The following is a 14,058-nucleotide window of genomic DNA, read 5'->3' as shown; positions in this document are numbered from 1 at the left end:
CATAGTGATCCGGTGGTTCTGAATGGAAGGGCCATCGCTCAACGGATAAAAGGTACTCCGGGGATAACAGGCTGATACCGCCCAAGAGTTCATATCGACGGCGGTGTTTGGCACCTCGATGTCGGCTCATCACATCCTGGGGCTGAAGTTGGTCCCAAGGGTATGGCTGTTCGCCATTTAAAGTGGTACGCGAGCTGGGTTCAGAACGTCGTGAGACAGTTCGGTCCCTATCTGCCGTGGGCGTTGGATGATTGAGTGGGGTTGCTCCTAGTACGAGAGGACCGGAGTGAACGAACCGCTGGTGTTCGGGTTGTCATGCCAATGGCACTGCCCGGTAGCTAAGTTCGGAAAAGATAACCGCTGAAAGCATCTAAGCGGGAAACTTGCCACGAGATGAGTCATCCCTAGGACTATAAGTCCTCTGAAGGGCCGTTGAAGACTACGACGTTGATAGGTGGGGTGTGTAAGTGTAGTGATACATTGAGCTAACCCATACTAATGACCCGAGAGGCTTAACCATACAACACCCAAGTAGTTTTGAAGCGCTTGTTTGATTGATGAACGAAATAAAGACCGCGAGGTCACAGCTTTCCAAGACTTATTGCTAACGAGACCCAATGAGTTAGTGATAAGGGACCCGAATATGCCTGGCGGCAATAGCGCGATGGAACCACCTGTACCCATGCCGAACACAGAAGTGAAACGTTGTAGCGCCGATGGTAGTGTGGCATTCGCCATGTGAGAGTAGGACACTGCCAGGCTTCTAAATTGAAAGAAGACAAAAACCCCGCATAAGCGGGGTTTTTGTGTTACATCTGATTTTTGTAAAACTATATTTTAGGCTGTGCTATCAGCTTTGGTTGCTTTTCGTGGCGATCTAAGTAAAATTGCGCGGCTTATTCTAAGCTGGGGCTCGTATTAGGTTGTGAGCCTGTTCAATCAAAGTTAATGAGGACGATATGGTAACCATTCGTTTACAACGTGGCGGCGCGAAAAAGCGTCCTTTCTACCAAGTGGTAGTTGCCGATGCACGCTTCGCGCGTGATGGTCGCTTTATTGAGCGTGTTGGTTTCTTTAACCCACTGGCTGCTGGCCAGGCTGAGAAAGTAAATCTGGACCTGGAACGTATCCAACATTGGGTAGGTCAGGGTGCATCTCTGTCTGATCGTGTTGCTAAACTGGTTAAAGACGCGTCTAAAGCGGCTTAATTGCGATCTGGTAGGTGGGAGTCAGCGTGGATAGTTCTATCGTTGTTGGTCGTCTTGGTGCTGTTTATGGCATCAAAGGTTGGCTGAAGGTCAACTCTTTCACTGATAATCCGGAAAGCATTTTTGATTATGCTCCTTGGTTTATTATGGACAAGGGGATGTGGCGTGAAATTCAGCTGACCGGTTGGAAACGTCACAACAATGGTCTGATTTGTAAGATAGATGGTGTTGATTCCCGTGAAGATGCGCAAGCACTGACCGGTGCTGATATCGCTGTTTTATCTGATCAGTTACCAGCTTTACCGAAAGGTGATTACTACTGGCGTGACCTGATTGGTTGTGCGGTGGTAACTACTAAAGGCTATCAACTTGGAACGGTTTCTGAACTGATGGAAACTGGTTCTAATGATGTGTTGGTCGTTCAGGCTAATTTGAATGATGCCTTTGGTATGAAAGAACGTTTGATTCCATTCATTGACGAACAAGTGATTAAACATATTGATATCACTGCTCGTTTGATTGAAGTCGATTGGGATCCGGGATTCTGATTCCGAAATTTGTTGTTGTGCGGAGGTAGTATGTGGATCGGGGTAATTAGCCTTTTCCCGGACATGTTCCGTGCTATTACGGATTTTGGGGTAACAGGCCGAGCGGTTAAACGGGGTTTGCTGGATATTAATTACTGGAACCCTCGTGATTTTGCCCATGATAAACATCGCACTGTGGATGACCGCCCGTATGGTGGCGGGCCCGGAATGCTGATGATGGTGCAACCGCTGCGTGATGCTATCCAGGCTGCGAAACAGGCTGCCGGAGATGATGTGAAAGTGATTTATCTTTCACCTCAGGGTAAAAAATTAACGCAATCAGGTGTAACTGAGCTAGCTCGTTGCAAAAAGCTGATTTTAGTCGCAGGTCGATACGAAGGTATTGATGAGCGTATAATTCAGTCTGATATTGATGAAGAGTGGTCAGTGGGTGACTATGTGTTAAGTGGCGGTGAATTACCGGCAATGACCTTAGTCGATGCTGTATCACGTCTTGTTCCGGGCGTTCTGGGCGATATGGCCAGTGCTGAACAAGATTCCTTTACCGATGGTCTGCTTGATTGTCCCCACTATACGCGTCCGGAGAGTCTGGATGGAGTAGTGGTTCCTGATGTGTTACTGAGTGGTAATCATGAGTATATTCGTCGCTGGCGTCTGAAACAGTCATTGGGGCGTACATGGCAAAGAAGACCGGAATTACTTGATAACCTAGCTCTGACTGACGAGCAAGCTAAGTTGCTTGCCCAGTATGTTCAGGAGTTGAATGCTGAACAGCAGTAGAGTTTTCAGTTTATTCTAGGTAGGAAATACAATGAGCAACATTATTAAACAACTGGAACAGGAACAATTACGTACCGATATCCCTGCTTTTGCTCAGGGTGATACTGTTCGTGTACAAGTTCGTGTTATCGAAGGTGGTAAAGAGCGTCTGCAGGCGTTTGAAGGCATTGTTATCGCTAAGCGTAACCGTGGTCTGCATTCTGCTTTCACTGTTCGTAAGATTTCTAATGGCGAAGGTGTGGAACGTGTATTCCAGACCCATAGCCCGCTGATTGCAAGCGTAGAACTGAAACGTCGTGGTGATGTTCGCCGTGCGAAACTGTACTACCTGCGTAATCTGTCAGGTAAAGCTGCTCGTATCAAAGAAAAGCTGAACTGATAAAAATAAAAAAGCCTACTTCGGTAGGCTTTTTTATTACTGGTATCTAATTTTATTGCGGAAGTACGCAGACAACGGAATTTTCTCCGCCATATGGGTTACCGCAATAACCATCAGCTTGCACATCGTTCTCAAATTTTTCCGAGCCGTCAGGTAAAATAAAACGATAGCGGTATTGGTAGCTATCCTGCTGATTGGTTGGCAGATTGATGGTTGTTTTGAACAAGCCACTTTTCAGTTTTTTCAGTTCAACTGGTTCCCAGCCAGCAAATTCACCAACGACATAAACCTTTGATGCGCTCTCTGTTGAGTCTGGTTGTATTTCGAACGTGACCTGTACTTCAGGCTTCGTTTTTAAAAATTTCTTTGTAACTGCCATGTCAACTCCTTGAGTCTTAACCGTAGAACTACTACTGATATTCTTTTATAAATAATAAGACAAAAAATAACCACAGATATTGTTAGCTGCATAGCTTTATTCAAGTCCATGAAATCTGTATTACATAGGCGTATATCGCGACAGACTTCACAGATAAAACTGCATATGGAGCAATTCTCGAGTAAAAGAGCTACGTAAATAAAATCCTCTTGGTCGGGTTTGTATTATCGTGCCTTCGCCGCCGATTGCAGGCGTCAGTGATTGGCCATTTGCAGCTTTAGGTCGTAATTGTAATGCTTCTCCGTGACGGGCACTGATTGATTCTACTTTGCCAAGAGCTATCAATTCCATTATCTCTTCCCAATCCTGCCGGATGATTTTCTCCTGTTCAGCCGTCGGATGCCATAACCATGGGTTACCAATCATGCGGGAAGCGATATCCTGCTGACGATCTCCGAAGACAGGGATCCATAGCACGGCCGATAATTTATGATGAACACTTGATGTCTCCCAGGTAATTTTTTGCTGGTGTAATAATGGCGCTGTACAAACGAAAGTACTTTCGAGAGGAATACCATTATTAGCAATAGGTAATGTTTTCAATTCTACGCCGAGTTCAGGGAAATCCTGTTGTGGTTTACTGCCAGCGGATGCGCCCAATGCAAACTCCAGCAGCTGCCCTATCCAGCCTTTTTCCCGGCGTAGCGATGATGGAATCATGATCCCGCATCGTTCTGCCAGTTCTGCCAGTGTTAATCCTGCGAGCTGATTCGCTGCATGAACAAGTTCGTCAATATTCTGGTACATGAGAGTATCTATGGGATAGGTACAATTATCAGATCATAGTATGCACCTCATTTCCCCTGATTACAGAAATAGAGCAAAGATCTGCTGCGATGGGATACTTGGTTGCGGAGAGCATTCGTTGTAGCTCTCACTCTGGGAATGTCTGTTTGCTGATCTGAAGTTAATATGAAAGAATCGGGTAAGTTCAAGTTGTTACATCAGGTGATTGCGTGATTGATGGCGATGGTTTCCGCCCGAATGTAGGTATTGTGATCTGCAATCGCAATGGACAAGTGTTATGGGCTCGTCGCTATGGACAACATTCCTGGCAGTTTCCCCAAGGTGGTGTAGATGATGGGGAAACTCCGGAACAGGCTATGTTTCGTGAGTTGTACGAGGAAATAGGGCTGAAGCAGGATGATGTTACTATCCTTGCTACCAGTCGCAATTGGCTGAAATATCGGCTACCAAAGCGTTTGATCCGTTGGGAAAGCAAGCCGGTATGCATCGGACAAAAACAGAAATGGTTTTTACTGCGTCTGGATGCGGCCAAAGAAGCCTGCATCCAGTTTGGCTGCCATGGTCAGCCGGAATTTGATGATTGGCGTTGGGTAAGTTACTGGTATCCGGTAAGACAGGTGGTATCGTTTAAGCGTGAAGTCTATCGTCGGGTGATGAAAGAATTTGCAGCTATCGCGATGCCTTATTTACCACCTGTTGCCAAAAAAGAACCCCGAAGAAAAGGGTACCGCTAGTAATCCCGAATAAATGAGAGGAGAAATATTGTGCTGACAACATTGCGGCAAATCGTGGAAAGTGTAACGGCTGCACCATCTTTATTTGATGCGATGTGTGCTCTGGTACAGCAAACCCGTGCTGCCATGCATGTTGATTGTTGTTCGGTGTATATTTCAGAACCTCAGCGTCAGCGTTATCGCCTGGTTGCAACTGATGGCCTTTCTCAGGAAGCGGTTGGTAAAGCGGTATTGCCTTTTAATGAAGGTCTGGTTGGATTAGTGGGGCGTCGTGAAGAGCTGATTAATCTGGCTGATGCGCCGGCTCATTCCAGTTTTAAATACTTGCCGGAAGTTGGCGAGGATGAGTTCAAAACATTCCTGGGTGTGCCGATCATGCACCAGCGCAATGTGTTGGGGGTGCTTGTCGTTCAGCAAACCTTGTCCCGGCAATTTACTGAGCTTGATGAATCCTTTTTGGTTACCCTCGCAGCACAGCTGGCTGTTCGTATTGCACATGCGGAGCTGAAAGGGCTTATCAGCTCTTCCTCCAATAATCATCGGGCCGTACACGGTATTGCGGTCTCATCTGGCATGGCCATCGCTAAAGCCTGGGTATGGCAGCCTAAGATGGCGCTGTCACAAGTTAATCTGAAGCACAGCGATGAGCCGGAATTGCAGCTGGAATTACTCAATCAGGCTGTACTGCAAGTACAAATGGATCTTGATTCGCTAGCTATGCGCTTTCAGGATGCCGTTCAGATCGATTCACAGTCTATCTTCGATATCTATCAGCATATTCTTGCAGATCCGAATTTCATCTTACAGATTGAGCAGGAAATTACTGAGAATCAGTGGAATGCTACATCAGCTGTAAGACAGGTAAGCGAACGCCTTATTGCTCAGTTCTCGGCTATGAGTGATCCTTATCTGCGGGAAAGAGCATTGGATATCCGTGATGTTGCACAACGCTTGCTAAGCTGCCTGGCGCACAGTCACATGGAGCAGTTTGACTTCAAGGAACCTGTTATCTTGTTGGCTGAAGAGGTTACTGCGACCTTATTAGCCGAGATCCCAAAAGAGCGTTTAGCGGGAGTGGTCTCTGTTCGCGGGGCAGTGAATTCTCACGCTGCTATTCTGGCCCGGACTATGAGTGTCCCGGCTGTGATGGGTCTGGAACTTCCAATACAGGAGCTTGACGGGCAGGAACTGATTGTTGATGGCAGCAGCGGTGATGTCATTATCCAGCCAAGCAGTGCGGTACTTGCTGAATATGAGCAGTTAATTCAGCAAGCCAAAGCATTTGATAATTTGGTTGCTAAGGAAGCGCAATTACCCTCAGAGACCTTGGATGGATGTCCGGTATCTGTTTTACTTAATGCAGGTTTGAGTCTGGATGTTGATAGTTGTCTGATGGACTGTTCTGACGGTGTTGGCTTGTACCGTACCGAGATACCGTTCATGTTGCATGACAGCTTTCCTTCTGAACAGGAACAAACGAAACGTTACCGGACGATACTGGAGCAGTATAGCGGGCGTCAGGTGTGCATGCGGACACTGGACATCGGTGGTGACAAACCGCTACCTTATTTTCCTATCAGTGAAGAAAATCCTTTTCTGGGCTGGCGGGGTATCCGTATTACGCTGGATCATCCGGAGTTATTCCTGGCGCAGTTGAAAGCCATGCTAAGAGCCAGTGAGCATAATGATAACCTCGCGATCATGTTGCCAATGATCTCTTGTGTCAGTGAGGTCCAGTCGGCCCGGCGTCTGCTGGATCAGGCATGGCTGGAGGTATCTGATGAACTCAGAGAACGGGGTGGTGCAATCCGTTATCCTAGTCTGGGGGCCATGATTGAGGTACCGGCTGCAATTTATTTATTACCCGACTTGGCTCCTTATGTCGATTTCTGGTCAGTTGGTACGAATGACCTGACTCAATATCTGTTGGCTGTTGATCGTAATAATGCCCGTGTTGCTGATATGTATGATGGTTTGCACCCCGCCGTTCTGCGTGCACTGCAACAAATTATTCAGACTGCCAATCAGCAGGCTAAGCCTGTTTCTGTTTGTGGCGAGTTAGCCGGTGATCCTATTGGGGTGCTGATTTTGTTAGCGATGGGCTATCGTCGTTTCAGTATGAATCTGAATAATATCGCTAAAATCAAATATCTTCTGCGACGGGTACGGACAGATGCATTGGAGCCGTTACTTGCGCAGGCGATCCAATTAAATGACTCGGCTCAGATAAGGAAGATATTCTCGGCCTATCTGGAATCACTTGGCTTGCAGAGTTTTCTCAGTAAAAAAGCCTAAGTAGTTTACCTGTGACTAATTCAGTAATCCGGAGAGGCGCGATGCTTGGCTCTCCGGGTTTCCATTGGTGCAATACGGATATTAAACCGAAAATGGGTACTTGATTGCATCGTGATGCTGATAACCGGTAACATTGAAATCATCCAGCGTTACCCAGGTTTCCAGATCTTTTAAGCTCTTGATATCCGGATTGATTTCAAGTTTTGGTGATGGATAAGGCTTGCGTTTTAACTGAACATCGCGCATCAGTTCGATCTGATCTTCATAGATATGGGCATTCACGATCTTATGATAAGCCAAACCTGGCTTGTTTCCGGTGATTTGTGCCATGAGAGCCAGCAGTGTAAATACTTGAATCTGATTGAAGTTAAGTCCGAGCGGAACATCGCAGGAACGCTGATAGCTGGTTAGGTAGAGCGTATCACCTAACAGCGAAAAGGTATGGGTATGCATGCAAGGGCGAAGACAGCCAAGGTTAAATTCACCTGGGTTGTGAAAGGTTAGGATCTCCCCCCGATCGTCAATCCCCTTCGATAAATTGGCAACAATCTTACCCAACTGGTCCAATTCAGTTCCATCATGCGTTTTCCAGTGGCGGCCCTGAACACCGTAGACGCGCCCCATATCATCAAGACCCTTACGTGCGGGGTTTTTCAGCCACGCTTCATTCTCGTTCGCGTTGGCATCCCATGATTTTGTTCCTAATGCCCGAAAATCGGCTGCATTGTCATAACCTCGAATGTAGCCAAGCAGTTCTGCAATTGCGGCTTTCCAAAAGCTTTTTCGGGTCGTGATAATAGGAAATTGGTTATTTCTGACGTCATAGACTAAGTCTGCATTGATAACAGTCAGGCAGCGTTTGTTTGTTCTCTGGTTCTCGATCCAAACGCCTTCATCAATAATTCGTTGGCAGAGGTCTAGATATTGCTTCATTTTTTTCCCCTATAATTTCATATCGAATAGGTCATGCAACTGATCAATCTTTTGTAACTGTTTTATGGCATTCCTGTTGAAGCTCTTTTCCATAAAAGATGTTTGATTTGGCTGCTGTTTGCGGGCGATTTGAATCAACTTCAACGACCTCTCCGGGTTAACCGTTTTATTATATCAGTGCTGCCAGAAGGTCTGTAATTAAACTGTAAATTGGCGGTTTTACCGCAATGAGTGATCAGGAAAAATCTGGGGAGCCCCCCAGTTTGTATTCATAATCAATTGAAATTTAATAATATTATTTTTATTCATTAATAGAGAACTAGTTGGATAACTGGTCTGTTTATCGGTAAAACCGAGTAGTATGCTAGGTTAAACAGATTTTTTCTGATCTGTAATCATCGATATACTTCCCAGATTATTGTAAGGAGCGTATCAATGGTCGACTTAGTTAAACGTTTTCTGCAACTGGAGGCTGCCAGCGGGATCATACTGTTCTTTACTGCGGTACTGGCGCTGATACTGGCCAATTCTCCATGGTCTGAAATTTATTTCTCATTTTTGGATATTCCGGTGCAGTTCCGGGTTGGCAGTCTGGATGTGCATAAGCCTTTATTACTCTGGATTAACGATGGGCTCATGGCCATTTTCTTTCTGCTGGTTGGCATGGAAATCAAGCGTGAAGCTCTGGAAGGGTCTCTGTCCAGTATGCGTCAGGCGGGTTTACCGGTTATTGCTGCGATAGGCGGTATGATCGTTCCTGCGGCGATGTTCTCTTTTATTATCAATGACGCCCCTCAGTTTATGGCGGGGTGGGCGATTCCGATGGCGACGGATATTGCGTTTGCGCTGGGTGTGTTGTCATTATTAAGTGGCCGTGTCCCTCTCTCGTTGAAGGTTTTTTTACTGGCTCTGGCGATTATTGATGATCTCGGCGCTATTATGGTCATAGCACTGTTTTATACGGCTGAATTACACACTATTCCGCTGTTGTTTGCTGTCGCACTGAGTGCCATGTTGTTAATGCTGAATCGCAGCAGAGTAATGCTGCTGACACCGTATCTGATAGTCGGTGCTCTGCTCTGGCTGGCGGTATTAAAATCAGGCGTTCATGCCACTATCGCTGGTGTCATTCTGGGGTTTGCTATTCCCCATATCAGGGGGGCGACTCATACACCGTTACGGCAACTTGAACATCAACTGCATCCGTGGAGTAGTTATTTTATTCTGCCATTTTTTGCGTTTGCCAATGCGGGATTATCATTCTCGGGGTTGTCCTGGACTGATCTGGGCTCTGGTTTACCGCTGGCAATTATTGTTGGCCTGTTTATCGGTAAACCGTTGGGGGTTATGCTGGTTTCATGGCTGGCCGTGAAAGCTAAATTAGCCGCTTTGCCGGAAAATGTTGGGTGGCAGCAACTTTTTGGTCTTTCCGTGCTGTGTGGTATTGGCTTTACCATGTCTATATTTATTGGTGGATTGGCGTTCGGCACTGCTAGCGAAGCCTTTGCTTCCTCACGTCTTGGGATCCTGTTTGGGTCATTAATTGCTGCGGTTTTCGGGTATATTTTATTAAGGAATGCAACCCGAACTTGTCAGCGTAAGGAACAGAAACGTGTTTCATCTCAATTATAACCACCTGTATTACTTCTGGATGACACAGAAAAAGGGTTCAGTAACCCAGGCTGCCGAGGCCCTGTATCTGACGCCACAAACGATTACCGGACAAATCCGTCAGTTAGAAGAGCGGCTGGGAGGGCGGTTATTTAAGCGGAAAGGACGTAATATCGAAGCGACAGAGCTGGGACAGCTGGTTTTTCGCTATGCGGATAAAATGTTTTCGCTCTCTTATGAAATGCTTGAGGTCGTGACATTCCAGAAAGAAAATGAAAGTTCATTTAATGTGGGGATTGCTGATGTACTTTCTAAGCGTATTGCGTCGAAAGTATTGCTGGCGGCCTTACCTGCCGACAGTGCTGTGCATCTGCGCTGTATTGAATCGACCCATGAGATGTTGCTGGTTCAGTTACGTGAGCACAAGCTGGATGTCATTCTTTCCGACTGTCCTCTGGATTCAACGCAGCATCCGGATTTACTTTCCAAAAAATTAGGCGAATGTGGCGTGAGCTTTTTCTGTCAGGCACCACTGCCGGAGAAAGCTTTTCCGGAGTGTCTGATGGAGCGGAAACTGCTGATTCCGGCGAAAAGAACGGCGATGGGAAGACAACTGACCCGCTGGTTTGATGAGCAGGGGTTAGCGCCGCAAATCTTCGGTGAATTTGACGATGCGGCATTAATGAAGGCATTTGGTCTGTTTAACCAAGGGATCTTTGTTGCGCCGACGCTTTATCAGGAAGAATTTCTTGATGGTCAGACGGTGGTTTTGCTGGGACAAACGGATGCGTTAAAAGAAGAGTATTATGCTATTTTTGCGGAGCGTATGATTCAGCATCCGGCAGTTAAACGACTATGTGAAAGTGACTTCTCAGCATTATTTGCCGGATTAGAGTAACAATCGTTATCCCTATTTATTCTCATTCTCATATTTGCTGCTATGATGACGCACTTTTTGGCACGGAGGAAAAAGATAAATGTCCATCGAAGAAATGGAACTTGGCGCCGATCAAGCTGTGTCGTTATTAAAGGCCATGGCAAACCGTCATCGGCTGATCATACTGTGTTGTTTGCAGGGTGGTGAGTTGTCCGTCGGCGAGCTGAACCAGAAAATTGGGCTTAGTCAGTCGGCATTGTCGCAGCATCTGGCGTTGTTGCGCCGGGATCAGCTGGTTAAAACCCGCAAAGAGGCTCAGACAGTCTATTATTCACTGAGAAGTGCTGAGGTTGAGGCGATTATTGCCACATTACACAATTTATATTGTGCTTCGTAATGACTGGATCTCCGTGTAAAAACAAAAAACCGGCCGAAGCCGGTTTTTTTGTCTGAACGGATCAGCAGTGCATTACTGCATTGCAACGATCTGAGCAGACAGGCGCGATTTATGACGAGCAGCCTTGTTCTTGTGGATCAGGCCTTTAGTCGCCATACGGTCCAGAATTGGCTGTGCAGCCGCGAAAGCAGCCTGAGCAACAGCTTTATCACCAGAAGCGATCGCTGCTACTACTTTCTTGATGAAAGTACGAGTCATGGAACGACGGCTGGCGTTGTGCTTGCGGGCTTTCTCTGCCTGGATAGCGCGCTTCTTAGCAGATTTAATGTTAGCCAAGGTAAAACTCCTGAAAAAACGGTCTTAGCGAGTGTGATAAAAAGGCCGAGAAATATGCCTTCTCAACCCGATAAAGTCAATCAATTTGTGCAAATAACCACCGCACTCTTATAGCCACCCAGAGCACAGATAGTTAAACTGTCGGTCGATTTTAGCAGGAATCTGGCTGCTGTACAGTTTTCGAGGTCTATCTTGAGCAAGAAGTTAATAAAATCTGGTCTAATGGTGACTACGGCGACCTTTGCCTCGCGTATTTTGGGGCTGGTTCGGGATATTGCCATTGCCCATCTGCTAGGGGCTGGTGTTGCTTCTGACGTGTTTTTCTTTGCCAATCGCATTCCTAATTATTTACGTCGTTTGTTTGCTGACGGGGCGTTCAATCAGGCATTTGTACCGGTGATGACTGAATACAAAGCGAAGGGCGATAAAGTGGCGGTCAGGGAGTTATTAAGTGCCGCGTCCGGAACGCTCGGTCTGGTGATTACTGTGGTTACCATTCTGGGGGTACTTGGTTCAACGGTATTATCTGCCTTGTTTGGCTGGGGCTGGTTTATGGCCTGGTGGCATGATGAGCCTGGTGCGGATAAATTTGAGCTGGCCAGTTTGTTGCTGAAGATCACATTTCCTTATCTCTGGTTTGTGACTTTTACGGCGATGTCAGGCGCAGTCCTTAACACCTATGGTCGTTTTGGTGTCTCCTCCTTTACTCCAACTTTTCTGAATATTGTGCTGATTGCTACTGCCTGGTGGATAGCACCGGGTATGGAACAACCGGAAATAGCATTAGCGGTAGGTACCTTTGTGGGGGGGCTGGTGCAACTGCTGTATCAAATTCCCTATCTTTATAAAATGGGCTTTATTGTTAAGCCGACATGGGCCTGGCATCACCCCGGTGTCGTTAAAATCCGTACGCTGATGTTGCCGGCGATATTTGGTGTTTCCGTCAGTCAGATTAATCTGATGTTTAACACCATGCTGGCTTCTTTTCTGGCGACGGGGTCAATCAGCTATCTTTATTATTCCGATCGGCTGCTTGAATTCCCGCTGGGGATGTTTGCGGTGGCAATCAGCACAGTCATTTTACCTTCACTTTCCAGACGTCACGTCGATGCAGATCCGCTGCGGTTTTCACAAACCATGGACTGGGGCGTCCGGATGGTACTGTTTTTAGGGTTGCCGGCGATGGCCGGTATCATGGTCTTGCGTGAGCCGATCCTGCGGGTGTTATTCATGCGTGGTGAGTTTGGTCCGCATGAAGTCAGTATGGCGGGTGGCAGCCTGCTGGCCTCTGCCTCCGGATTGTTATCCCTGATGCTGGCCAGAGTGCTGGCTCCCGGCTTCCATGCCCGGCAGGATACGAAAACACCGGTACGCTACGGTATGCACTCCATGGCATCCAATATGATATTCAATGCGATTTTGATTTATCCTCTGGGATATATCGGTCTTGCGCTGTCTACCGCATTATCAGGCACCGTGAATGCGATATCGCTGTTTCAGGGCTTATATCGCCGGCATATTTATCGTCCCGGGAAGGATACGGCTGTCTTTGTTCTTCGTCTGACAGTAGCGACATTGCTGATGGCAGGGGTTTTACTCTGGTTAAATGCGCCGTTATCCAGCTGGACGGCCTGGTCGCAATGGCGCTCCATATGGGAACTGACCAAGCTGATTGCTATTGCACTTGTCACATATGGTTTGGGGATGGGGTTGGTTGGTTTGCGTCCCCGTCATTTCAAAACTGTGACAGAGAGCTGATCACCAGAGGCGTTCAGTATATAATCCGACAGTTTTGCAGTGTAACAGGGCTCCGTATTTATGGAATTAATCCGCGGTATTCACAATCTTCACCCAGAGCATGCCGGTTGTGTCCTCACAATTGGTAACTTTGATGGTGTGCATCGCGGGCATCAGGCCGTTCTGAGCCGGTTACAGGCACGGGCACAGCAATTGGGGCTACCCTCTTGTGTAATGGTTTTTGAGCCACAACCGCTGGAGTTTTTTGCCCGGGATAAAGCGCCGGCCCGGCTTAGCCGTTTGCGGGATAAATATGAGGCGATTGCTTCATTAGGTATTGATCGTCTGTTATGTGTTAAATTCGATCATACGTTCGCTGAACTAAGCGCTGCTCAGTTCATTGAACAGATCCTGGTACGCAAACTGTCGGTGCGTTTTCTGGTGATTGGCGATGATTTTCGTTTCGGTTTACACCGCAGCGGTGATTTTGCTTTATTAGTTGAAGCCGGTAAGCGACATGGTTTTCAGGTATTAAGCACGGATACGTTGCTGCATGATCAGCAACGGGTCAGCAGCACATTGTTACGTGAAGCATTGCGGGATGGCCGTTTGGCGGACGTTGAGCTCATGCTGGGACATCCGTACAGTATTTCCGGACGCGTAGCTCACGGTGCTAAACTGGGACGAACTATTGGTTTTCCTACCGCCAATATTCATCTGAAAAGGCTGGTGGTGCCTATTCAGGGCGTGTATGCCGTTCAGATCCTGATTGCGGGTAAGATGCACTTCGGTGTGGCTAATATCGGATTTCGTCCGACGGTCAGTGGAACACGCTCACAATTAGAAGTACACATTTTTGATTTTAAAGACGATTTGTATGGTAAGCAGTTACAAATCCGGGTATGCCACAAATTGCGGGATGAACAGAAATTTCCTTCATTTACCGCATTACAAACACAGATAACAGCGGACGCCCGGCAGGCCAGACAATGGTTTGGTTTGCCGGATGCCAGTGTTGAACCTGATGGAATTTAGGA

15 protein-coding genes and 2 rRNA genes (1 of these 17 cut by a window edge) are annotated in these 14,058 nt (G+C 47.0%); 13 read left to right on the top strand and 4 right to left on the bottom strand.

Annotated elements, in window-relative coordinates; genetic code table 11:
• The 6 genes from TOLA_RS15235 to rplS all read left to right on the top strand — a co-directional run.
• Window positions 1–520, top strand: a 23S ribosomal RNA gene (locus TOLA_RS15235) (it extends 2,369 nt beyond the left edge of the window).
• 126 nt (window positions 521–646) lie between these two features.
• Window positions 647–761 (top strand): 5S ribosomal RNA (rrf, locus tag TOLA_RS15230).
• Between the two features lie 198 nt (window positions 762–959).
• Complete coding sequence (rpsP, locus tag TOLA_RS15225) at window positions 960–1,208, top strand: 30S ribosomal protein S16 (protein ID WP_015880007.1); 249 nt, start codon at window positions 960–962, stop codon at window positions 1,206–1,208.
• 26 nt (window positions 1,209–1,234) lie between these two features.
• Window positions 1,235–1,756 carry a ribosome maturation factor RimM gene (gene rimM / locus TOLA_RS15220; RefSeq protein ID WP_015880006.1) on the top strand — a complete coding sequence of 174 codons (522 nt, stop codon included), beginning with the start codon at window positions 1,235–1,237 and terminating at the stop codon, window positions 1,754–1,756.
• Between the two features lie 30 nt (window positions 1,757–1,786).
• Window positions 1,787–2,536, top strand: a complete 750-nt coding sequence (trmD, locus tag TOLA_RS15215; RefSeq protein WP_015880005.1) for a tRNA (guanosine(37)-N1)-methyltransferase TrmD — start codon at window positions 1,787–1,789, stop codon at window positions 2,534–2,536.
• Between the two features lie 31 nt (window positions 2,537–2,567).
• On the top strand, window positions 2,568–2,915 hold the full coding sequence (gene rplS, locus TOLA_RS15210; RefSeq protein ID WP_015880004.1) for a 50S ribosomal protein L19: 348 nt from the start codon (window positions 2,568–2,570) through the stop codon (window positions 2,913–2,915).
• Between the two features lie 52 nt (window positions 2,916–2,967).
• On the opposite strand, the gene TOLA_RS15205 is transcribed toward rplS, so the two are convergent.
• Both TOLA_RS15205 and mutH read right to left on the bottom strand, forming a co-directional pair.
• A complete protein-coding gene (locus tag TOLA_RS15205; protein WP_015880003.1) occupies window positions 2,968–3,294 on the bottom strand; it encodes an isoamylase early set domain-containing protein in 327 nt (108 codons plus the stop codon).
• 147 nt (window positions 3,295–3,441) lie between these two features.
• The gene (mutH, locus tag TOLA_RS15200) at window positions 3,442–4,101 is read right to left on the bottom strand and encodes a DNA mismatch repair endonuclease MutH (RefSeq protein WP_015880002.1); all 660 of its coding nucleotides are present in this window, start codon (window positions 4,099–4,101) and stop codon (window positions 3,442–3,444) included.
• Window positions 4,102–4,310: 209 nt separating this feature from the next.
• On the opposite strand from mutH, the gene rppH reads away from it, so the two are divergent.
• Together rppH and ptsP are read left to right on the top strand one after the other, a co-directional pair.
• Complete coding sequence (gene rppH, locus TOLA_RS15195) at window positions 4,311–4,835, top strand: RNA pyrophosphohydrolase (RefSeq protein ID WP_015880001.1); 525 nt, start codon at window positions 4,311–4,313, stop codon at window positions 4,833–4,835.
• 30 nt (window positions 4,836–4,865) lie between these two features.
• Window positions 4,866–7,130 carry a phosphoenolpyruvate--protein phosphotransferase gene (gene ptsP, locus TOLA_RS15190; RefSeq protein WP_015880000.1) on the top strand — a complete coding sequence of 755 codons (2,265 nt, stop codon included), beginning with the start codon at window positions 4,866–4,868 and terminating at the stop codon, window positions 7,128–7,130.
• Window positions 7,131–7,211: 81 nt separating this feature from the next.
• On the opposite strand, the gene TOLA_RS15185 is transcribed toward ptsP, so the two are convergent.
• The gene (locus TOLA_RS15185) at window positions 7,212–8,063 is read right to left on the bottom strand and encodes a thymidylate synthase (protein WP_015879999.1); all 852 of its coding nucleotides are present in this window, start codon (window positions 8,061–8,063) and stop codon (window positions 7,212–7,214) included.
• 435 nt (window positions 8,064–8,498) lie between these two features.
• Between TOLA_RS15185 and nhaA the strand changes: the two genes are divergently transcribed.
• From nhaA to TOLA_RS15170, 3 genes are all read left to right on the top strand, one after another.
• Window positions 8,499–9,695, top strand: coding sequence for a Na+/H+ antiporter NhaA (gene nhaA, locus TOLA_RS15180; protein ID WP_015879998.1), 1,197 nt, complete (start codon window positions 8,499–8,501; stop codon window positions 9,693–9,695).
• Window positions 9,676–10,572 (top strand): transcriptional activator NhaR, encoded by an 897-nt coding sequence (nhaR, locus tag TOLA_RS15175; protein ID WP_015879997.1) that lies wholly within the window; start codon window positions 9,676–9,678, stop codon window positions 10,570–10,572. Before nhaA ends, nhaR begins: the two co-directional genes overlap by 20 nt.
• Before the next feature lie 79 nt (window positions 10,573–10,651).
• Complete coding sequence (locus TOLA_RS15170) at window positions 10,652–10,948, top strand: ArsR/SmtB family transcription factor (RefSeq protein ID WP_015879996.1); 297 nt, start codon at window positions 10,652–10,654, stop codon at window positions 10,946–10,948.
• A gap of 72 nt (window positions 10,949–11,020) precedes the next feature.
• Here the strand turns inward: TOLA_RS15170 and rpsT are convergent, their stop codons facing one another.
• Window positions 11,021–11,284 carry a 30S ribosomal protein S20 gene (gene rpsT / locus TOLA_RS15165; protein WP_015879995.1) on the bottom strand — a complete coding sequence of 88 codons (264 nt, stop codon included), beginning with the start codon at window positions 11,282–11,284 and terminating at the stop codon, window positions 11,021–11,023.
• Window positions 11,285–11,476: 192 nt separating this feature from the next.
• Between rpsT and murJ the strand changes: the two genes are divergently transcribed.
• Together murJ and ribF are read left to right on the top strand one after the other, a co-directional pair.
• Window positions 11,477–13,042, top strand: a complete 1,566-nt coding sequence (murJ, locus tag TOLA_RS15160) for a murein biosynthesis integral membrane protein MurJ (protein ID WP_015879994.1) — start codon at window positions 11,477–11,479, stop codon at window positions 13,040–13,042.
• Window positions 13,043–13,102: 60 nt separating this feature from the next.
• Window positions 13,103–14,056 carry a bifunctional riboflavin kinase/FAD synthetase gene (gene ribF / locus TOLA_RS15155; protein ID WP_015879993.1) on the top strand — a complete coding sequence of 318 codons (954 nt, stop codon included), beginning with the start codon at window positions 13,103–13,105 and terminating at the stop codon, window positions 14,054–14,056.
• Window positions 14,057–14,058: the final 2 nt, after the last annotated feature.

The organism is Tolumonas auensis DSM 9187, assembly GCF_000023065.1.
In the GTDB taxonomy this organism is placed as follows: domain Bacteria; phylum Pseudomonadota; class Gammaproteobacteria; order Enterobacterales; family Aeromonadaceae; genus Tolumonas; species Tolumonas auensis.
This window is presented reverse-complemented; position numbering and strand designations above follow the sequence as displayed.

Coding starts and splice junctions, on each gene's coding strand:
- rpsP (WP_015880007.1), top strand. CDS start 960: ATGGTAACCATTCGTTTACAACGTGGCGGCGCGAAAAAGCGTCCTTTC.
- trmD (WP_015880005.1), top strand. CDS start 1,787: ATGTGGATCGGGGTAATTAGCCTTTTCCCGGACATGTTCCGTGCTATT.
- rplS (WP_015880004.1), top strand. CDS start 2,568: ATGAGCAACATTATTAAACAACTGGAACAGGAACAATTACGTACCGAT.
- TOLA_RS15205 (WP_015880003.1), bottom strand. CDS start 3,294: ATGGCAGTTACAAAGAAATTTTTAAAAACGAAGCCTGAAGTACAGGTC.
- mutH (WP_015880002.1), bottom strand. CDS start 4,101: ATGTACCAGAATATTGACGAACTTGTTCATGCAGCGAATCAGCTCGCA.
- TOLA_RS15185 (WP_015879999.1), bottom strand. CDS start 8,063: ATGAAGCAATATCTAGACCTCTGCCAACGAATTATTGATGAAGGCGTT.
- nhaA (WP_015879998.1), top strand. CDS start 8,499: ATGGTCGACTTAGTTAAACGTTTTCTGCAACTGGAGGCTGCCAGCGGG.
- TOLA_RS15170 (WP_015879996.1), top strand. CDS start 10,652: ATGTCCATCGAAGAAATGGAACTTGGCGCCGATCAAGCTGTGTCGTTA.
- ribF (WP_015879993.1), top strand. CDS start 13,103: ATGGAATTAATCCGCGGTATTCACAATCTTCACCCAGAGCATGCCGGT.